The sequence below is a fragment of the Vibrio sp. IB15 genome (assembly GCF_016406055.1).
In the GTDB taxonomy this organism is placed as follows: Bacteria; Pseudomonadota; Gammaproteobacteria; order Enterobacterales; family Vibrionaceae; genus Vibrio; species Vibrio chagasii.
Window position 1 is genome coordinate 26998 of record NZ_JAEFCE010000013.1, and the last position, 20717, is coordinate 47714.

At 43.2% G+C, this 20717-nt stretch carries 19 protein-coding genes and 1 pseudogene; 12 read left to right on the forward strand and 8 right to left on the reverse strand.

Going from position 1 to position 20717, the window contains the following annotated elements:
• Window positions 1-238: 238 nt before the first annotated feature.
• The 3 genes from JC606_RS06880 (at window position 239) to JC606_RS06890 (ending at window position 2342) form a co-directional block, all read left to right on the forward strand.
• Window positions 239-700: an Lrp/AsnC family transcriptional regulator gene (locus JC606_RS06880; RefSeq protein WP_061031344.1), complete on the forward strand. Its 462-nt coding sequence runs from the start codon at window positions 239-241 to the stop codon at window positions 698-700.
• Window positions 694-1614: a LysR family transcriptional regulator gene (locus JC606_RS06885; RefSeq protein ID WP_198778276.1), complete on the forward strand. Its 921-nt coding sequence runs from the start codon at window positions 694-696 to the stop codon at window positions 1612-1614. The genes JC606_RS06880 and JC606_RS06885 overlap by 7 nt, the downstream gene beginning before the upstream one ends.
• Before the next feature lie 113 nt (window positions 1615-1727).
• Complete coding sequence (locus JC606_RS06890; RefSeq protein ID WP_102424705.1) at window positions 1728-2342, forward strand: LysE family translocator; 615 nt, start codon at window positions 1728-1730, stop codon at window positions 2340-2342.
• 93 nt (window positions 2343-2435) lie between these two features.
• Here the strand turns inward: JC606_RS06890 and JC606_RS06895 are convergent, their stop codons facing one another.
• Both JC606_RS06895 and JC606_RS06900 read right to left on the reverse strand, forming a co-directional pair.
• Window positions 2436-3599 carry an alpha/beta hydrolase gene (locus JC606_RS06895; protein WP_198778277.1) on the reverse strand — a complete coding sequence of 388 codons (1164 nt, stop codon included), beginning with the start codon at window positions 3597-3599 and terminating at the stop codon, window positions 2436-2438.
• Between the two features lie 47 nt (window positions 3600-3646).
• A complete protein-coding gene (locus JC606_RS06900; protein ID WP_137407063.1) occupies window positions 3647-3877 on the reverse strand; it encodes a hypothetical protein in 231 nt (76 codons plus the stop codon).
• Window positions 3878-4150: 273 nt separating this feature from the next.
• Here JC606_RS06900 and hcp point away from each other — a divergent pair, with 273 nt between their 5' ends.
• Window positions 4151-5812, forward strand: a complete 1662-nt coding sequence (gene hcp / locus JC606_RS06905) for a hydroxylamine reductase (RefSeq protein ID WP_198778278.1) — start codon at window positions 4151-4153, stop codon at window positions 5810-5812.
• A gap of 98 nt (window positions 5813-5910) precedes the next feature.
• Window positions 5911-6912 (forward strand): hybrid-cluster NAD(P)-dependent oxidoreductase, encoded by a 1002-nt coding sequence (locus JC606_RS06910; protein WP_198778279.1) that lies wholly within the window; start codon window positions 5911-5913, stop codon window positions 6910-6912.
• Window positions 6913-7091: 179 nt separating this feature from the next.
• Here the strand turns inward: JC606_RS06910 and JC606_RS06915 are convergent, their stop codons facing one another.
• Window positions 7092-8528, reverse strand: coding sequence for a glyceraldehyde-3-phosphate dehydrogenase (locus JC606_RS06915; protein ID WP_102424709.1), 1437 nt, complete (start codon window positions 8526-8528; stop codon window positions 7092-7094).
• Between the two features lie 848 nt (window positions 8529-9376).
• On the opposite strand from JC606_RS06915, the gene JC606_RS06920 reads away from it, so the two are divergent.
• Window positions 9377-11941, forward strand: a complete 2565-nt coding sequence (locus JC606_RS06920) for an ATP-binding protein (protein WP_198778299.1) — start codon at window positions 9377-9379, stop codon at window positions 11939-11941.
• Between the two features lie 73 nt (window positions 11942-12014).
• Here JC606_RS06920 and JC606_RS06925 read toward each other — a convergent pair whose 3' ends face one another.
• The 3 genes from JC606_RS06925 to JC606_RS06935 all read right to left on the reverse strand — a co-directional run bounded on the left by JC606_RS06925 (window position 12015) and on the right by JC606_RS06935 (window position 13503).
• Window positions 12015-12251: a hypothetical protein gene (locus JC606_RS06925; RefSeq protein ID WP_061031252.1), complete on the reverse strand. Its 237-nt coding sequence runs from the start codon at window positions 12249-12251 to the stop codon at window positions 12015-12017.
• 165 nt (window positions 12252-12416) lie between these two features.
• Window positions 12417-13043: a D-Ala-D-Ala carboxypeptidase family metallohydrolase gene (locus JC606_RS06930; RefSeq protein WP_137407067.1), complete on the reverse strand. Its 627-nt coding sequence runs from the start codon at window positions 13041-13043 to the stop codon at window positions 12417-12419.
• Window positions 13044-13188: 145 nt separating this feature from the next.
• Complete coding sequence (locus JC606_RS06935) at window positions 13189-13503, reverse strand: DUF496 family protein (protein ID WP_004742367.1); 315 nt, start codon at window positions 13501-13503, stop codon at window positions 13189-13191.
• Window positions 13504-13698: 195 nt separating this feature from the next.
• Here JC606_RS06935 and JC606_RS06940 point away from each other — a divergent pair, with 195 nt between their 5' ends.
• The 5 genes from JC606_RS06940 (at window position 13699) to luxQ (ending at window position 18906) form a co-directional block, all read left to right on the forward strand.
• The gene (locus tag JC606_RS06940; protein WP_063523833.1) at window positions 13699-13899 is read left to right on the forward strand and encodes a hypothetical protein; all 201 of its coding nucleotides are present in this window, start codon (window positions 13699-13701) and stop codon (window positions 13897-13899) included.
• 63 nt (window positions 13900-13962) lie between these two features.
• On the forward strand, window positions 13963-14619 hold the full coding sequence (locus tag JC606_RS06945) for a YceH family protein (protein ID WP_137407068.1): 657 nt from the start codon (window positions 13963-13965) through the stop codon (window positions 14617-14619).
• Window positions 14620-14934 carry a GIY-YIG nuclease family protein gene (locus tag JC606_RS06950; RefSeq protein ID WP_102425585.1) on the forward strand — a complete coding sequence of 105 codons (315 nt, stop codon included), beginning with the start codon at window positions 14620-14622 and terminating at the stop codon, window positions 14932-14934.
• Between the two features lie 307 nt (window positions 14935-15241).
• On the forward strand, window positions 15242-16336 hold the full coding sequence (locus tag JC606_RS06955) for an autoinducer 2-binding periplasmic protein LuxP (RefSeq protein ID WP_198778280.1): 1095 nt from the start codon (window positions 15242-15244) through the stop codon (window positions 16334-16336).
• Window positions 16336-18906: a quorum-sensing autoinducer 2 sensor kinase/phosphatase LuxQ gene (gene luxQ, locus JC606_RS06960; RefSeq protein ID WP_102426275.1), complete on the forward strand. Its 2571-nt coding sequence runs from the start codon at window positions 16336-16338 to the stop codon at window positions 18904-18906. The genes JC606_RS06955 and luxQ overlap by 1 nt, the downstream gene beginning before the upstream one ends.
• A 79-nt stretch (window positions 18907-18985) precedes the next feature.
• Here luxQ and JC606_RS06965 read toward each other — a convergent pair.
• Window positions 18986-19644 (reverse strand): annotated as a pseudogene (locus JC606_RS06965) (PilZ domain-containing protein).
• A gap of 196 nt (window positions 19645-19840) precedes the next feature.
• Here JC606_RS06965 and JC606_RS06970 point away from each other — a divergent pair.
• Window positions 19841-20191 carry a HopJ type III effector protein gene (locus JC606_RS06970; RefSeq protein WP_198778281.1) on the forward strand — a complete coding sequence of 117 codons (351 nt, stop codon included), beginning with the start codon at window positions 19841-19843 and terminating at the stop codon, window positions 20189-20191.
• Between the two features lie 100 nt (window positions 20192-20291).
• On the opposite strand, the gene JC606_RS06975 is transcribed toward JC606_RS06970, so the two are convergent.
• A complete protein-coding gene (locus JC606_RS06975) occupies window positions 20292-20600 on the reverse strand; it encodes a DUF1289 domain-containing protein (RefSeq protein WP_137407071.1) in 309 nt (102 codons plus the stop codon).
• Window positions 20601-20717 lie beyond the last annotated feature (117 nt).

Genomic DNA, 20717 nt, shown 5'->3' on the forward strand with positions numbered 1-20717 from the left:
TCGCTCTCCTAGCCTGTGACGATTTTGATCTGGAAATGGAAAAGAGTGTGAATGAAAGCATACATTGTCGTCATCAATAATACAGCTAGCGAAACGTCGTAAGCCGCCGCCATTTTAACGGTATTTCGTGGATTAAGTGTCAAAGTGTCGGCTGTCGCAAACAGCGACTGTTATAAGTGCAAGAGTTGTGTCAAATTAGGCGTGATAAATAGAACAATAAATGGGAAGAATCAAAAGCATGGATAAATTTGATCGCCAAATTTTGGATATCCTAAAAACCAATGCTCGTTGCTCAGTGAGCGATATTGCGAGAGAAGTGAGCCTCTCTCGTTCGGCGGTGAATGCGAGAATTAAGAAGTTGGAAAGTGACAAAGTCATCAAAGGTTACTGCGCTTTGGTTGATGAGCCCAACCAAACTAAGAATGTATGCGCTTATATTTCGTTGAAGTTCGACCTGTCGAGCAGTGACCATAGTTGCGAGTCTTACGCGAACCAAATTCATGGTATTGATGGTGTGCAATGGTGCCACTCAATTAGTGGAGAGACCGATATGATGCTGTACGTCGAGGTCGAGAGTATGGAACGTCTAAATCAAGTTCGCGATCAGTTGCAAAGCTATCCAGAGCTTCGCCATTTAATGACTCATACCGTGTTGACCGAGTTTTTTAATAAGCTGAGTCCGACGGTACATTCATGTTAAGCAATATCAACTTAAACCTACTGCGTTCACTGCATGTCCTTCTTGAAGAGTGTCATGTGAGCCGCGCCGCCCAACGTCTGCATATCACGCAATCCGCGGTGAGCCGCCAAATTAGCCAGCTACGAGATTTATGTGGTGATCCTTTGTTAGTGCGTGATGGCAATAAGCTGGTGCCAACCAATCGAGCTATTTTGCTTAAAGAGAAACTCGATGACCTACTCGGTGAATTTGACCACTTGCTAGGTGACAAACCATTTGAACCTCAAGAGTGGCAGGGTGAGTTTGTATTGTCTTCGAGTGACTATGTTGCTCAGTATATTTTGCCAGTGATTGTTGCCGAGGTATCAGCAGACGCGCCGAACATCAATTTGGCCTACCGTTTGTGGCAGCCAAACTACCTTGAATCACTCAATGAATCAGGAATCCACTTGGCTTCCAGCATGTTTCCTAAAAAGCCGGAGCATGTCTCGAGCACCAAGCTTGGAGAGGACAAATCGGTGTGTTTAATGCGCAAATCACACCCATTGGCTCAGCAAGAGGCGTTAAGTTCCGAAGATATTGTCCAGTACTCTCATATCAAGGTGACTGGAGGAGGGGACAAAGACAGCTACGCCGATATTGCATTGAAAAAGCAAGGGCTGAAACGCAGAGTGGCATTTAAGGTTCCTTTCTTTTCATCGGCAAGTAACGTGTTAATGCAAGACGATTATTTGATGATCGTACCGGAACACATCGCCTATAACCTAGGTAGGCACCTCGAGGTTAAGTACTTCCCATTGCCATTCGAAACCGAAATGCACACCTATTGGTTAATGTGGCACCCGAAGTACGACAACGACTCTGCACATAAATGGGCTCGAGAAAAGGCGTTCGAGGCAATGCAAAAGTCGAGTTACAATATCAGTATGACTTAAAATCATAACCATGATGATTATCTTTGATTTCAAATAATACCCAGTGATAATTATGCTAACTATCAATGGTAGAGCGTTCAACTAGAACGCATGGTTTGACTAGGAATGGAATGATGACGGTAACAATTTGGTTTTCTTTATTGGCGATTTGCCTATTGGGAGCAATGTCTCCGGGGCCAAGTTTAGCAATGATCGCTAAACACAGCTTAGCTGGTGGTCGTATCAACGGGCTTATCGCTGCTTGGTCACACGCTGCGGGTATTGGTATTTATGCGTTTGCAACCATCGTAGGCTTAGCAGTGGTATTGGAGCAATCTCCAACGTTATTTAAAGGTATTAGCTTGGCGGGTGCAGCTTATCTGTTGTACTTGGGGGTCAATGCTCTGCGTTCGAAAGGTGGTGTAGCTGCCAAATTAGAAGCTGGTGAACAGATGAGCTACATGCAGTCTGCCCGTGAAGCTTTCTTAATCTCTATCTTGAGCCCAAAGATCGCACTGTTTTTTATCGCTCTGTTTAGCCAGTTTGTTGCACTTGGCAATGAGCTGACCAACCAAGTGATTATTGTCTCGACTCCGCTGATTGTTGATGGCTTATGGTACACCTTTATCACATTGGTGCTATCTAGCCCTCTCATTGTTGAACGAATCCGTTCAAAAGCGCAGTTGATTGATCGTCTTTCAGGTATCGTTTTGATTTTGCTTGCTGTGCGTGTGGTGTGGACCATATAGCGTTAGACAACCGACTCGCAATAAAAAGAGATGTATTAAAAAAGCTCACAGCGAATCGCTAGTGAGCTTTTTAGTTTTTATGAGTTTGTCTGGCTAACCTGCCGAGTTTAGCACTGAATCTAGTTTGGCCATTGAGTCGGAAAAGTAAGGGTTATACGTTAGGCGAGCGTGATTTTTACCTTCTTCACGGTATCCCCATGCTGAATACCACACTTCGCTGTTCGCATTACACTTTTCCTCAAAGCCCTCTTCTTGCCCGTTAGAGCAGATTTTCTCACTACCATTGATACCGTAATACGGATTGTTTGGTGAGAACAACAAGCCCATGTGAGAACCGTTTGAGATACGTTGCTCTGGGATTTTCATGCTGTATTGTACAGCGCGAGGGTCATCGAGCTTAGTTTCCCCTTGCCATACCAATACGTTATTCGGGTTCGGCATAGATTCAGTAAACGCCTGTTGAACGAAATTAGTGTCAATCACACTGTCGCCTTCGCTCATCATAATGAACACTGGCTTGTCGAATTGTTTCTCTTTTAAGTCGTCACGAACGATTTCTGAGGTCTCGTAGTATACCGATGCTCCGTTCATTGGCAGTGAGTTATAACGCAGTATGTTGTCTTCAGGATCTTGGTCCGCCCAAGTCACAAAATAGCTCGCTAGCCCCGCGTATTGCACGGCCGATGAATTCGGTTGAAATGCAGGTGAAAACAACAGTAATCCTGCGATCTTTGAATCCTTCATCGCTTGTGAAGTCACAAGGTTTGCACCGGTAGAGTAACCGCCTAGCCATACTGAATCGTACTCTTGCTCAAGTAACTTAGTATGATGAGCCACCACGCCTTGCCAATCTTCGAGATGCGGTCGCATTAAGTCACCTGCTCGGCTGCCGTGACCTGGAAGCAGCACGGTTCTCACCAAGTAACCTTGGTCGGCTAAATGTTCTGCAATGTCTTTGAACGAATACGGCGAGTCACCTAATCCATGGACCAACAGAACTGCTTTACCATTAGGTGAGGTGGGTTTGTACTCAGTAGGTGAATTAAGTTGAACCTCTAGCTGCTTGTCTTCGGTGATGAATACACGGTTTTTTAATAGCCAGTCTTGAGTTTCGGTCACATAGGCATCGAAGCTGTCTTGCTGATATTCAGGTAGGCTTGGCGAAGCTTCGTAAGCTGGAGTGATGGTCTCGTTAGAGCATCCAACGAGACCTAAAGTCGTAATAGCGAGCAGAGTTAGAATGGTCTTTCTGTGCATTGTTTGGTGTAGTCTCTATCGTTGCTGTCTTGAAGCAAAAGCTTAGACTATTTTCTATTTGAAAGGTCTTCGTATTCGCCTTCAATAACACCAGCATCAGATGTTGATGAGTGATGAGTGTTCATATGAGCTGCGAAGCCTTGTTTCTTCATTTGATTTTGAATGCGCTTGCCTGTGATTAATGCTGCAATAGCCAAAGGAATAGCAAGGAGCAAGCTTGTGAATAGCGCCAAAAGGCCAGTAAACAGCGCAACAATCGTAACTAATATATTTTTCATATTCATTCCTCTTTTTCTATGTTGTTACTTTATCGCTCCTTTTCTGAACGAAACATGAACGCCGTAAAATAATTGTCGAGAGTCACTATGACACGTGTGTGTTTGCTTTGGCTCGTAAAATGTAGTCATAATCACGCACTAAAACTACGGGTTATGATTAACTCCTTAAAAATCAGATGATTAAGAGTTGACACGCTTGATGCTCTATAGGGTTTGGAATAAGTCACTGTAAGCGAAGTACTTACAGCTAATAAAAATTACTGGAGCCCCTATATGTTCTGTATTCAATGTGAACAAACTATTCAAATACCCACTGTAAAAGGCTGTTCTTTCGCACAAGGTATGTGTGGAAAAACATCGGAAGTATCCGACCTTCAAGATGTGTTGGTGTATTCTCTTAAAGGTGTTTCTTTTTGGGCAAACTTAGGTCGCACTTGCGATGTTATTGATACTGAAATCGATGAGTGGGCGCCAAAAGCGTTCTTCGCGACACTCACTAACGTGAACTTCGACCCTGCTCGTATCATTGAATTTGCTCAGCAATCTCAAGAATTTAAACAGCGTCTAGAGCAAAAAGTTCGTGCAGCTGCTACGTTAATCGGTTTCGAAATCCCAGCGCTTTCTCCTGCCGCGCAATTCGATCTTCCAACGGACTCTTCAGAGCTTTTAGCGCTTGCACCACAAGCTGCGGTTAACCGTGGTCATGAATCTCAACATGAAGATGTGATTGGTCTTCGTCTTCTTTGTCTATACGGCTTAAAAGGTGCAGCTGCGTATATGGAGCACGCTCGTGTTCTTGGGCAAACAGACAATGCTATCTTTGCTGAATACCATGAGATTATGGCTTTCCTAGGTACCGATCCAACTGACCTAAAACAGTTACTGGATACATCAATGCAGATCGGCTTGATGAACTACAAAGTAATGGAAATGCTAGACAAGGGTGAGACAGACACCTTTGGTCACCCTCAACCAACAATCGTGAATGTGAAGACTAAGGCAGGCCACTGTATTCTTGTTTCTGGCCATGACCTGCATGATCTCGAGAAGATCCTTCAACAAACGGAAGGCAAGGGCATCAACGTTTACACCAACGGCGAGATGCTACCTGCACACGGTTACCCTGAACTGCACAAATACCCACACCTTGCGGGTAACTACGGTAGCGCTTGGCAGAACCAGCAGAAAGAGTTCGCGAACTTCCCTGGTGCGATTGTGATGACGTCTAACTGTCTGCTTAACCCAGATGTGGGGGCGTATGCTGACCGTCTGTTTACACGTAGCATTGTTGGCTGGCCGGGTGTTGCTCACCTTGAAGGCGACGATTTCAGTGCAGTAATCGATTGTGCACTTGCACAAGAAGGCTTCAAGCATGACGAGATCGAGCAAGTGATCACTGTCGGCTTTGGTCGTAATGCACTGATGGAAGCAGCACCTGCGGTTGTTGAACAAGTGAAAGAAGGCAACATCAAACACTTCTTCCTTGTGGGCGGTTGTGACGGTGACAAATCTGAGCGCAGCTACTTCACAGACTTCACTGCTCAAGCCCCAGAAGACTCAGTTATCCTAACTTTGGCGTGTGGTAAGTTCCGTTTCAACAAAAACCAGTTTGGTGACATCAATGGCATTCCTCGTCTGTTAGATGTGGGTCAATGTAACGATGCGTACTCAGCGATTCAGCTTGCGCTTGCACTGTCTCAAGAGTTTGACTGTGGCATTAACGAACTACCACTAACGCTGGTTCTATCTTGGTTTGAGCAAAAAGCGATTGTTATTCTGCTTACTTTGTTTGCGCTAGGTGTGAAAGGCATTTACACAGGCCCAACAGCGCCAGCATTCCTAAAAGAAAACCTACTTAAGATTATTCAAGATGAGTTCGACATGCGTGCTATCTCAACGCCAGAGCAAGATCTTAAAACAATCCTAGCGGCTTAATGTAAGCCAACTCCTAAGCCCCGTTGTTGTAACGTTTTATAAAAGCGACAACGGCGGGGCTTTTTCGATTTTAATCTTTAGAGCAAGGTAAACCTACGATGTATGCATGGTCGGATAGCGATTCAATCAATTTAGTGTGCTTAAAGAAATGGCACGAAACACCAGATACGGTCAGCTTTGAGTTGGGGAGTATCCCACAAGACTTGCACTTCAATTTCAAGCCGGGGCAATTCATCACTTTGGGCTTAGATATGCCAACAAAAACCGATTATCGAGCTTACTCTGTTGCTTCTTGCCCAGAGGATAATCGCCTAAAGCTGACGGTTAAACGTGTTGAAGGTGGCTTGGTGTCGAACTTTATTGTCGATGAGCTTGATGAAGGCGATGAGGTTGCTGTTTTAAAGCCTGCTGGTGGTTTTAACTGTATTGATTGCACGCCAACGGCGAGTAACAAAGTGACGCTAGTGAGTGCTGGTTGCGGCATCACACCTGTTATGGCGATGGTGAAGTATTGGCTGTCTCAAGATAGCGGCGTTGAAATTGACTTCATCCATATGGCGCGTAATAAGCGAGCGACGATTTATTTTGAAGAGCTACACCAACTTGATGAAACTTACTCTAATTTTAATCTGAAGCTATTACTTAAAGACAACCAAGGCACCACGGCCCCTCAAGGTCGATTGGATAAGAATTGGCTGATCAATCTAAGCCCTGACATTTTAGAGCGCACCGTTTATCTTTGTGGCCCAGTTGGTTTCATGCAAGACATAGAAAGCTATCTAAAAGAACTTGAGTTCAACATGGATAACTTCTATCAGGAAAGCTTTACACCGGCTACTCAGAACGCTCATTCAGAAGAGCCTGAAACTGAAGTTGCTGACAATGTGAACAGTGCAGTCAAAGTATTTATCCCAACGTTTGGCAAAGAAGTGGAAGCAGAAGCGGGTACGCCACTTGCTGATTCACTAGAGCAAGCGGGTGTGCCAATTATTATCGCGTGTCGCAGCGGTATTTGTGGCTCTTGCAAATGCAAAGTGACCAAAGGTTCGGTGGAATCAAGCAGCCAAGAAACTCTGACAACAGAGGAGGTAGAGCTTTAGAAGAGATGGTGTATCAGAACTTCTGATATAAAAAGGCCACTCAGATCCGTTAGAGAGAGCAGATCTAAGTGGCAACCCTTCTGTTTATACGGGGGAGTAAAACAAAAGGGGTTACGAAGCCTGAAACAGGCTTCGCAGATATAGTTATTATGTTGTGGAGCTTGTTTTACTCAGAGATATTAAACCGCTGGGTAAGTTTTGTAGCGAACACCCATCATCTGTTCCATACAGTGAACAACTTGGCAACTGTAGCCAAACTCGTTGTCGTACCAGATGTAAAGAACAGCGCGGTTGTCTTGCGCGATAGTTGCAACACCGTCAACGACGCCAGGATGGCGAGAGCCAACCAAGTCAGTAGATACAATCTCAGTTGAATCGGTGTAATCAATTTGAGCGGATAGGGCAGAAGACAGCGCCATTTCACGTAGGTACGCGTTTAGCTCGTCTTTGTTGGTACCTTTCTCAAGATTTAGGTTTGCTACTGCCATTGAAACATTCGGCGTAGGGACACGAATCGCATTACCTGTTAGCTTACCTTCCATCTCTGGCATTGCTTTTGATACTGCTTTTGCAGCACCAGTTGATGTCAGTACCATGTTCAATGAAGCAGCACGACCACGACGATCACCTGAGTGGAAGTTATCAATCAGGTTTTGGTCATTGGTGAATGAGTGAACTGTTTCGATGTGCCCAGATAGAACACCAAACTTGTCGTGAACTGCTTTCAACACTGGTGTAATCGCGTTCGTTGTACAGCTTGCCGCAGAAATGATGGTGTCTTCAGGTTGAATCACATCTTCATTTACACCAAACACAACGTTTTTGATGTCACCTTTGCCAGGTGCAGTAAGCAGCACTTTGCTTGCACCGTTACACGCTACGTGTTGGCTTAGGCCTTCTGCGTCGCGCCACACACCTGTGTTATCAACAACCAGTGCGTTGTCGATGCCGTAAGCCGTGTAATCCACGTCTTCTGGTTTATTTGCGTAGATAACTTGGATGAAATTACCGTTAACGATGATCGCTTTGCGCTCTTGATCTACAACGATGCTGCCGTTGAATTGGCCATGAACTGAGTCACGACGTAGTAGGCTTGCACGTTTTTCTAAATCACCGTCTTTACCACCACGAACAACAATTGCACGTAAACGAAGTGGGTAACCTGGACCGCTTTTCTCTACAAGAATACGAGTTAGTAGACGACCGATACGACCAAAACCGTATAACACAACATCGCGAGGTGTGGTCATCGCTTCGCCTTCTAATGAACCCATTAGAGCCGTTTGAAGGAAATCATCCATCGCGCTGAGATCTTCGTGGTTTTCCCAGTACTGAGCTGCTAGACGACCAACATCCACGCGGCAAGGAGACAAGCGCATTGATAGTAGGTGTTGGATAATTGGTTGAGTTTGTTCTGCGGTTAGCGGTGAGCCTGTGTAGCGTTTTGCGATGCGGTGAGCTTTGATGATGTCGATCGTTGTTGCGTTGACTAAGGTCTTACCGAAGAGGATAACTTCTACGCCTTTTTGGCGGTATAACTGACCTAAAGTTGGAGCGATGGATTCAGCAATAGTTTGACTAGTTTGCCAGTCTAGGAGGTGCTTTTCGGGACTCATCTTTACTCGGGACCTTTCACGTTAAGTTCTGCAGTCATGGCGGTTGTAGGGAAGCCAATCAGCATAGGGGGTTGAGCTATCAAGCGGTGGTCTTTTGTGCCACTTAAATGTGCTTGATATGCGTTGTATGTAACTTGTAATTTTTATGTGGCAGGATTGTAAGGTACGACTGGTTATTCTGCTAGGAAAAATAAATGCAGATAAATTATCTGTAAGTTGGTGTGATATTAGCCATTAATCAAGTTTTATGCGTAGGTAAAGGCTATTGACTTTAACAATCTGTAGCACTTAATTTCCGACAAAAAATACTCAAATCAAAATATGATATGTAATGAAAGTCATAGTGATCAGTAAAACTGTGATCATCAATACAAGTTACACGTAAATGGTAAACAACAAACAAGCTAATCAGTCTGTTTTGTTGTTTAACCTTCAAATAAGCCATCGTTGCGTGAAAAAAATGCAGGGCGCAAACGTTTGGATCTCACAAATTTAACCTTAATTTGGGAATTTGTTCGTACCTAGCACCGTGACTTGCTGCCTTTCTGCCTTATCAATGTGACTTCTTTACTTGTTATGTGAGCGATAATAACTCTCTCTCGGAAATGAAACGTTTCATTGATTTGCTATCCTGATACCAACGTTTGCTTTGTACACTGCACATTATTTGCCTTTCTGGACTCAGAGTATCGTTTGTTCATATCCAATTTGATCAATAACCGCTGTTAATGTCCTATTCTTTACTTGGGCTAGGTTAAATTACTTTCGGGAAGGGAGTAGTTATAAAAATGATAAACATGTCAATTAGATGGCGTCTAATTCTTCTTACCACTGTGTCTGTAATCATCATGTTTGGGTTTACAGTAAACCAAGTGTTCAAGAACGACACGAAGATGAATAATCTTGAAACTACACGAGTTAAGGTTGAAGCTCTTCAATCTTTTAACACGGTTTCAAGTAATGCCCATCGATGGTTAGTTCTGTCTAATGACTCCTCTGAGAAAGGCCAGTTGCTTTTAACCCTGCAATCAGAATTGGATAGGCTTTCTCAGTACGGGGCTCGACTAAAGCAGTCTGATGAAAACCTGAATATTGAGCCTCTGCTGACCGAACTGAAGAATGTGATAATGAGCCTGACTAATGTGACGCCAGGTTCTGGCAATCAGGCGTTAATAGATAAGGCTTTCGGACTATTAAAAGGCGTGTTGCTTCAGTTATCCGAATATCGGGTGGCTTTATTGGATGAAGATATTAGTCAAGCTGATGCGATGTTCGTCCACCTCACTAACTACGTGTTTTGGAGCCAGCGAGAAGCATGGTTGAGCTACAGCTTGTACCGCTCGCCTGAACAAAAAAATCAATATCTTCTGAGTTACATTAGTGCGTTAGATCGACAGCAGCAGTTATTAGAGACCTTTTTCCAATCGGATACGAGCTCTCCAAGTATTAGGCAACTTCTTAATACAGTTTCTCAAGATGAGTTTCAGGACAAGTTTGCAACACGAATTCTCGAAGGAGAACTTTCATTGCCCGAAGTATATGAGCACCTAAAAAGTCTAGAGGTCAAAAAGCGAGCCATTTCTCAAGCGATCAGTGCTTACACCAAGCAATTGCAGTTTGATTTAACAAACAATATTGCATTGCAGAAAAGACAAACTTTAGTGATCTCGTTCTTGATCCTTGCTGTTTCGGGAGTGTTGTTGTGGTTGGGAGCCATGATCTCTATACGCTTGAACAGAAATCTATCAATGATCTTGAAGGGCGTTTCGGAGTGCGCTGATAACGATGGTAAGCCGAACACCATAAAAATTGAGGGCAATGATGAGCTAGCAGAGTTTACTGAAACCTTAAATAGGGTGATGGAACGTAACTACCTACGTAATCAAGAGCTTATTGAAGCCAAAGAAGATGCCGTATCAGCTAATAAAGCGAAAAGTGCATTCCTCGCCAATATGTCTCATGAGATCCGAACTCCCTTAAATGGGATCATTGGTATGGCGGAGATTTTATCGCAGAGTAAGCTAAGCCCTAACCAACAAGAGGTGCTTGGGGATATTGAGTCATCGTCGCACTCATTACTGGTGCTACTGAATGACATTCTCGACTTGTCTAAGATTGAGTTGGGTAACCTTATGCTCTCTCCACACAATGCTGACTTACGTGAAGCCGTCTATGACTCTGTGAGCGTGATTTTATCTAAGGCGATCAGTAAAGACATTGAGCTCGATGTGAACATTGATTCTCAAACACCACCGCAACTATTCTTCGATGAGTATCGTGTTAGGCAGGTGCTGACGAACTTATTGTCGAATGCCATCAAGTTCACCTCTAACGGTACCATCACAACGGACATCGCCTATACGCCAATGTCGATGGGTAGAGGTAAACTCGAGTGCAATGTTTCGGATACAGGCATTGGTATTGAACCAGAGAAACTAGAGTCCATATTTGAGCCCTTTACTCAAGAGGATGGCAATATCACGCGTCAGTTTGGTGGCACAGGGCTTGGGTTAGCAATCTGTCGGCAGCTTGTTGATTTAATGGGTGGATACATCACTGCCCGTTCAGTAAAAGGTGAAGGCTCTACCTTTACGTTTTGTCTGTATGTCGATGTGGTAGAGACGCAAGTTCAAAGCTTCGAAAATTTAAATCGTGCAACGATCATTTCCAACTCTTTTAACTATCTCGACCAATTAGCCAAAGAGTGTGAGCGCCTCAATATAAAACCTAAGGTGGTGGGGTCGATATCGTCGCTAGACGAAGAGATCAAAGAGAGCGACTTTGTTCTGTATTGCCATACCTTACATCACTCACTGCAGAGTGATTTAGCTGCGTTGAAAGAACAGTACCCGTTAGACCGCGTGATTGTTTGTCAGCACCACTTATTCAAAACTAATCTGATTACAGAGTCTGTTCATTCAACTCATACACTACCATTCTTGGGACGGCGTTTCTTGAATAGTCTATTGTCACTTGATGCGAATGAAGAGCCAGTACCTGAAGCCAAATCAGAAAAAGAAGAAGTGCGTCCTCTGAATCGACGTATCTTGATTGTCGAAGATAACTTGATGAATCAGAAGATAGCGAGCTTCTTTCTTGAACAAGCTGGTTATGAATATCTAATTACTAGTAATGGGCAAGAGGCGGTTGATGTTATCACTCAGGGCGCGCAATTTGATGCCGTGTTGATGGATTGCATGATGCCAGTCATGGATGGGATAACAGCGACCAGAGCAATCCGGCAGTGGGAGCTTGAACAACAAGCGACACCACTACCCATTATTGCTTTAACTGCAAGTGTGTTAGAAGAAGACATCAAAGATTGTTTTGATGCGGGCATGAATGCTTATTTACCTAAACCTTATAAATCTCACCAACTCTATGATCTGTTTAGCAGTCTTGATATTGTTTAATGGATATCTCACTCGAGGCTCAACAAGTCGTTGAGCTTTTTTGCTTTGAGTTTTAGAACGAATCTACCGATATTTAACGCACTTCCATTCCAAGGTTGTATTGCGCAAGGCATCGACCGACATAACTGATTTTGACGAAAGCCGCCACAATGATAGTGCTGATATGCGCAACGATCTGAATCGGTAATGAGAAATGGTCCGCCATTGGGTAAGCGATAATTATGCTGAGTAGCATAAGCAACGTGGTGATTGCTAGGCTGAAGTTAGATACAGAAAGTAGAGTTTGAAAGCGTTGAGTCATCGTCTTCATATTGAATTCCTAGTTACTAATAGTTGTTTTGATATTTAACTAGTAGCAATTAGTGTTCCAAGATTTAAAACTCTTGATTATCAGTGTTTTAACTTTAGGTGTTGCTCTTTTGTAGTCAAAAAGACACTTGCAATTTATATGTCTTTTTGACTTTTAAGTGTGTTTTTACCATTGTCTAAAGCCACAAGTATCAATATGGAAACGAACACCAGAATACAAACCCAGACCAACGTTATTTTTCTGCCCAAACTCAGCATGAATTTTTTTGAGTTTTACGTGCAGTTGTTCTCGAGTAAGGTCATTCGCTGGGACTAGGTCCAAGGCGCAGAATTCTAAGTGTTTACTTCGTAGTGCACCGCCAGCTTGTTGGTTATAAAGCTGAGTTCTTTCACCAGATACAGGAATCACCACACCGATTTCAGGCTCAATGTATTGTTGAATGTATTTCAAGGTGTTGATCATATTCGGCACGTTCTTCTTATCAGGAAGAGTAAACAAGGTGGTGTTGCTCATCGCCCAGTCTGTTCCTTGTAATAGCACCAGATGCAAAGGCATGCTTTGGGTGATTCCAGCATCTTTGAGCTGCTGTCCAATCTCTCTTACTTTGTCTTCAGCGTGATTAAGTAGCATCCAGCCTCGAAATGCCGAACGAGTCGGAACCTTGTAGCCATGAACGTCGACCACGAGATCGTCATAAGTGATTTCGGTATTTTCGGTATAAAGCCTTTCAAACTCTTGTGGATAGGGTTGAGTTGATGACAGCGCTAAGGTAATCAGAATGGTTGAGTACATAAGTTGACTCCATTTCTTACGTTGACCTTGATAATGATATTTGAATCATTAAATACGTAGGCTTAAGTATAGACACTGGAATTTAGGTACAAAAAAACCCACTACAAAGAGTGGGTTACTAAACAAGTCATCCAACTTTGTAAGATTACTTCTTACCTTGGATTTGCTTGTCTTCTTCTGTCAGCTCACGGATACGACGGCTGATGTCGCGACGAGCTTTAGAAATCTCTGCGCTCTTGATGATGTGGTCATCAACACGATCTTCGTAGTCAGCTTTCATGTTTTTGATGATGCCTAGAATCTCATCGTGAGTCATCTCTGGCTTGATGTAATCAAGTAGGTTATCAAGAAGGTCGACACGCTTACGGTTGTCACGAACTTTCTTTTCGTTGTCTAGCAGTTCACGCTTAAGTTTGTTCTTACGTCGTGCTTGGTTAACAATTTCAAATACGCTGCTCATAGATTCCTTTTCCTATTCGTCAAATACGTTATCTGGTTCTGATTAAAGCACATCAATTGATGATGTAACAGTCTTTAGATCAAAGCAAAAGTAAGGTTGTTTAATTATTCGTCACTCTCACCGATGTGTGATTGTTTTTATCTCGCCGTTCAAGTTAGTATCCCATGTAGATACTGCATTGATACGAAATGTGAAATGAATCAACAACAATTGGAAACCGAAGATTCAGGTGATAAAGCGACTGAACCTTCAGCAGAGCAAAACAAGCTTCGTGATGCGTATGTAAAAGAGCGTACTTATTTGGAAGTCGTGGAAATAGAGCTAAACCGTTCTAAGATCATAATGATTGATGAACAGGGTAGAAAGAAACGAGTACCAATTTTGTCTGAGCACTAGTCCTAGGTGAATGCATTGTTTAGTGCTGAGACGGAATCACCAAAATAATAAAAAGGAATAACGATGAACACAGTACTTTCCCCAATTGAAGCGAGAATCATTGGTTGCTTGATCGAAAAAGAAGTGACGACTCCCGATCATTACCCACTTACGTTGAACAGTCTGACCACTGCTTGTAATCAGAAAAGCAATCGTGAGCCTGTTCTGTCGTTGTCTGAGTCAGAAGTATTAGATGCCGTTGATGGCTTGATTGCTCGCCGCATGGTGAGTGACGAAAGTAGTTTTAATAGTCGTGTTAATAAGTACCAGCATCGCTTCTGCAATACTGAATTTGGTGATCTGCAATTTACAGAACAAGAGCGCGCGATCATCTGTTGTATGTTACTGCGTGGTCCACAAACGCCGGGCGAATTACGTACGAGGACAGGGCGCTTGGCGAATTTCACTGATGTAAAAGAGGTGGAAGCAACGCTCGAAAAGCTAGCGACCCGTGAAGCTGGCGCCTTGGTTGTTAAACTGCCGCGTGAAGCAGGTAAGCGTGAGTCACGTTATCAGCATTTACTCAGCGGTGAAGTCGATGTTGAAGCGTTTGCGACGGCATCTGCAGGTGTTGCAGCACCGTCAGCATCGAGTGAGAAGCTGCAAGAGCTAGAGTCTGAAGTTGCAAGCCTAAGGGCTGAAGTAGCCGAGTTGAAAGCTCTGGTTGAATCTCTGCTTTAAATGTCTGAATCTGAGAACAAGGCGGATTGGGTCGTGTACCTGATCCGCAATCGTCATAACGCTTTGTATTGTGGTGTCACCAATAATCTACAACGCCGCTTTGAGCAGCACCAAACTGGTAAAGGTGCCAAAGCCCTAAAAGGCAAGGGGCCGCTGAAGTTAGTTTGGAGTATGGAGACCCAGTCGAAAAGTGAGGCTCTGAAAACCGAATACGCGATCAAACAATTACCTAAGTTACGTAAAGAAAAGTTAGTATCACTAAAACTTATCATTGAGTGGCAAGACGACAACATTCAATATATCGAAGTCTCATAATTCATACCTAAAATAGTGACTACTGATAAAATCGTAATAATTAAAAATTCCGAGAGGGTTTTATTAAATGGTTGATTTTTATTTGAAAAATATAAAATTAGGAATGCGTGTTTAGCCACGTGACACTAAAGTTTTTCTGTTACCGCTCTCATTTGATATATCACTCATTTGGAATGTCGTTCTAATTAGCTCTAGCCGCTATCATTTATCCTCGTTGTCCTACATAATATCTTTCAGCCATTCAAAGAGATGGTGTCATGCTAGGTTAAAAAATGAGCCAAAGTAGCTCATATAAAACGAGAAAAATATGAAACGTTTATTGATGTTGTTTGGACTAGCCGTATTTTCTGCGTCCGCTCTCTCCCACGGAACCCATGTCCTTAACGGATATTGGGAGTACCAAGATTACCTTTCTAACTTTCCTGAACAAAAAGCCTTAACCGATAAAATGGTTCAGGCTGTGCAAAACCACCCCGTTCCACTGAAACGAGTCCAGGATGAGCCGATCACGATTTCTGTCGTGTATCCGGGCCAACAAATCTCTGATTATTGGGTTCGTAACATCCAAGCTTTTGAAAAGCGACTTGATAAACTGAGAATTAATTATCAAATTAACCAAGTGTTTACGAGAGTGAACGCGGATCTCGCACAGCAAAGTATCTCGTTACAAGAAGCGATAGAAAATAAAACCGATTATTTGATCTTTACGCTGGACACGACGCGCCATCGTAAATTTATTGAGCACGTATTGAGCTCTACTGATACCAAACTTATTCTGCAGAACATCACTACGCCAGTCCGAGCATGGGCTGATAGACAACCCTTCATGTATGTTGGTTTTGACCATGCAACGGGCAGTTTAAAATTAGCGAATTACTTCAAAGAAGTCAGCAAACCCAACAGCAAATACTCGGTTCTGTACCGCTCAGAAGGTTATATTAGTGATGCCCGTGGTGATACCTTCATTCACGATGTAAACAGTGATACGAACTTTGATTTAAAATCCTCTTTTTACACAAGATCGGACAAAGAGAGTGGTTACCGAGCGGCTAAAATCAGCATAGAGAACGATAAAGACCTAGACTTTATTTATGCATGTGCAACCGATGTCGCTTTAGGTGCGGTGGATGCGATTCGAGAATCGGGTCGAGATATCTTAGTTAATGGCTGGGGCGGTGGCTCTGCTGAACTTGAAGCGATTGAAAGAGGTGAACTTGATGTCACTGTGATGCGTATGAACGATGATACGGGTATCGCAATGGCAGAGGCTATTAAGTGGGACCTTGCCGGGGAAGCCGTTCCTACTGTTTACTCTGGTGATTTTGAAATCGTGACTAAAGAAGACTCCCCAGAACGCATTTCTCAACTGAAACAGCGAGCATTTAGATACTCAGGTCAATAATGAAGAAAAGCTACGCCAATACTCCAAGGAACACCCTAGCCAAATTAATTACACGTATCATTATTTTAGTGATCGGGGTGATGGCGCTTGGCGTGCTTATTCATAACTACGAGACCAGTAGTAGTATTGTAAAACAAGAGACCAATAGAACGGTTAAGCAAACCTCTAGCTTGATCCAGAATATGTTTGATTACCGTTTGTCTGTGTTGCAAATTCACCAAGATAGTAGCTCGCACAGTGATACGCTACGTGAGTATTTTAAGACCAATGACGAAGAGGTACTTAGCTACTTTTTCTTTGGTGTCGACCAGCGTGAACCGGATCATGCGCCAGATCTTCGCTTTGTCTCTACTCATGACGGTTTAGCGTGGGAGGACGGTAACGGTCAGTTTTATGGCTTGGATGACAAAAGCCTGAAGCATATTTCTGAAGAGGTTTCGTTCAGTAGCAATTGGCACTTTATTCAACTGATGACGGACATAGGTAAGCGTCACTTGTTAGCTCGTCGTACTCCGATTGTTGACAGTAAAACGGGCGAAGTACTCGGACAGCTGTATATAGCCATTGTCCTTGATAATAATTTTTCTCTCGCAGAGTCTATCCAGCAGGGCAGTAACTGCGAAAATATCGTGATTGAAGCGCACGGTACGCCTGTCACTTCAACCTTCAGTGGTGATGAAAGTTACTCGATAACAGACATCCTCAATTACAGAATCTACGAGCAATTACCTCGTCATTTTGTCACTATCACCACGATTAAAATCAACGCGGTAGAAACGCCTCTTATCATTCGTGCCGTTCAAAAGAACAGTAACGTCATCGCCTTAGAAGAGAACTATGAGCGTGCGATCATCGTTGTCATTGTTGTGATCGTTTTCATGTCTTTCTTTGCCCGTTCTTGGATTCAGAGAAGAGTTTCTGCTGAACTTGATAAGCTCATGGACTTCACTCGCTCAGCTAGTGATAGCGAAGAGTACAACAAATTTGATGGCTCTAATATTTTCGAGTTTCATCACATAGGCTGTACTCTTGAGGATACCTTTGAACGTCTATCTGAACAAAATCAAAAATTCCAAGACCTGTTTAACTTTGCTCATTCTCCTATTTTGGTTTGGTCTGAAAAAGGCGACTTGATTCAAATGAATCCAGCAGCGCGTATGACGCTGTTTGATGAAGATGATAATTATGGTGCCGTTGCACATGAGTTCGAACATCGTATGCTGCCAAACATACAAATGGTGGTTCAAGGGGCCAAGTTGACGGGCATTAACGTACCAATTGGCGAAAAGGTGTTTCGTTGGAATATGTCGGCGATTCGGGTTGAACATGGCATCACAGGCGTCGTAGTACAAGGACAAGACATAACCAAGTTGGTTGAAGCGGAGAGACAAGCCGATCGTGCCAGAGAAGAGGCCGAGCATCTTGCGAACGTTCGTGCTGATTTCTTGGCGAAGATGAGCCACGAAATTCGTACACCACTCAATGGCATCTTGGGTGTATCTCAGCTTCTTAAACGCTCTATGCACAATGAAGATAATAAAGAGCAGGTCGATGTACTCTGTAACAGTGCAGAACACTTGCTAGCGGTATTGAACGACATTTTGGATTTTTCAAAGATCGAGCAAGGGCAATTCAATATTCAAAAGAAAGACTTCCGCTTGGCGGAGTTGATTAACACTCTAGACAGCATCTACCGTCCACTTTGTGAGGATAAATCGATCACATTCACGATCGTGAATCATCTGGCTGACGACATTGAAATCAATACCGACCAAGTGCGTTTGAACCAAATTATGTTTAATTTGTTGAGTAACGCCCTAAAATTTACGCATCAAGGTGGTATCTCTGTTAGCTTTGAACTTGAAAGTATCTTCAATGCGAATAAAGCCAGCTTGATCGTTCGCGTTAAAGACACCGGTATTGGTATTGATGGGAGTAAAATTGATGCCGTTTTTGAACCCTTTGTCCAAGCCGAAGAAACGACAACACGTGAGTACGGCGGGACTGGGTTAGGGTTAACCATTGTTAAAAACTTGGTCGACATGCTGGAAGGCGATATTCAGGTTCGCAGTGCTAAAGATCAAGGCTCGGAATTCATTATCGAAATCCCAGTTGAACTGAACTCTAAGACGCTAATTGATGTTAAGCAGCAAACAGGTATAGAACCTGAGGCGCTATTCGATCGCTCTTTGAAGGTGTTGCTGGTGGAAGATAACCACACCAATGCTTTCATCGCACAGGCTTTTTGTAAAAAATATGGCATGGTGGTGACCTGGGCGAAAGATGGTCTGGAGGCCATAGAGCTCGCAAAAGCAACCACTTATGACCTCATTCTAATGGATAATCAACTTCCTAATCTTGGCGGCGTTGAAACGACACAACAGTTGCGAGAGGAAATCGGTGTATTAGCCCCGATTTATGCGTGTACTGCAGATGCTCAAGAATCGACAAGGGATAGTTTTATGGCTGCAGGTGCCAACTATGTGATTGTTAAACCGATTAAAGAAGAGTCATTGCATCAAGCTTTTGTCCATTTCAAAAAATCATACTGGGATCAAAACAGACTCTAGTTTTTCTTTAACTCTTTGAATGCAAGGCTGTGCCACACCGAGTGGTTTCGAGAGCTGCATCCTGAATATCCGAGAACAACTATACAAAGCCAGCAACGAAAGCTTGTTCTAACAGTAATGTTTTAAGCTCATCACTCATGTCTAGGTGTTCAGGGAATTGAATTCCTAGCACCCAGCCTTGGCCTTGTCTTTTCTTACTCACGACTTTGTAAACCAATTCACTATCTAAGTGCTCACTCAATATTGAATCCACCTTTACCTTCCATCCCACATCAATATCGGATAGTTGTGTAATGTAGATACCACAGCCGGAAACAGAGAAATCGACTAACACAGCGTTTAGCGTCAAGGTGTCAAAGGTAACTTCGCAGTTGAGGCGCACTTTGTATCTTTCGTGTTCGCGGATTGGTTTTGTTGCAAAGCTCGTTGGCGGACGAAGAAATAGAAGATGCGCAGGGGAGGTGATATGAGCAAGTACATTGGTTTTGAATGCGACGATGTGCCCAAGTTCTGTGTCTGTAATCGCTCGAACGATGATATCGACGTTGATGAGTTTTCTTAACGTCAGTGCCTCGGTCGCTTTTTGTGACAGCTCTAAGATAAGGTACTGCTCTTCTTTGTGCCCAATATATAGAGTACTGATCTGAATTGAGTCGTCGGGGCCAAACTCTAATACACCTGGTGCTTTTGTACCGGGTTTCAGGTATCTAAACAGTTCTACGTTTTATCTTTATGCATGTTCTTCAATGAAAATGTTAACCATATATTGAAAATAATATAACGTCCCAATAGAACTATATCATTACTTTCACTAAGGAAATGAAGATATCTGAATGAAAAAAGTGGAAATGGTTTGTCACTCAAACAGCGGCTTACTCTGAGCAAAAAACGCGTTACACTGCTACCCATAATCTAATCAAAGGAGAAAGAGTAAATGGAACTAGAAACCTTGTTAAACACCCTGTCTGAATCACCTGAAAGTGTTCAATTTGAAGATACAATGCAGGTAATTGAAGCTCATTATGATTTTTCTGAGTGCGAATTTCGCAATGGAGATGTGGTGAATGAGGCAGGGAAGAACAACGGTTCATGCAAAACTTTTGCGTTCGGCCAAGATCAAGGGCTTTCAGCAGAGCAAACACTAGCGTGCTTTGGCCAATACTACCGTAATGATGTACTAGGTTTTCCAGAGAACACTGATCACCAGAACATCCGAAACTTTATGGTTCATGGCTGGAGTGGGGTTGAATTCTCCCAGCCGGCGTTGGTCTTAAAGTCCAAGTAAATAGGGTTCAATGGTGAAGTAAATACTTACTTAAACATTAAGACCATGAAGCGAGATGAGCTTATCTCGCTTATTTCTTAGATCTTTCAATACCGACAGGCTACTGAATTGGGAATTCAGACAAGCATTTACGACACATACATACTCCAACTTTGGGTATAGAGCTCGTGTCTCTTTTCTCTAGCTCAAAGCACCAGCACGTCTCTTTACCTACGCTAATATCGCACTGAGCAGGCTCGTTACATTGCGGGCATTGGTGGGTCGAGCTAATACCGCTAAGGTTATTCATCACAGATTCTCTTTCATTCTCAGATAAGCCTTTCCAACCTATAATTTCGTCCATGGTTCTGAAGCAGCCGCTACACATGCCACCATTATTTTTACAAGCCGCTCGGCAAGGTGTTTTCATCTATCTGACCCTTGATTTGTTTGGGCTGAAATGTAACACACTTGTATCTGTTTTAAGAGAAAACTCACTAAAAATTGACTCTGAAAAATAGTAAATGACCTCGTAATTGAAAGGCTT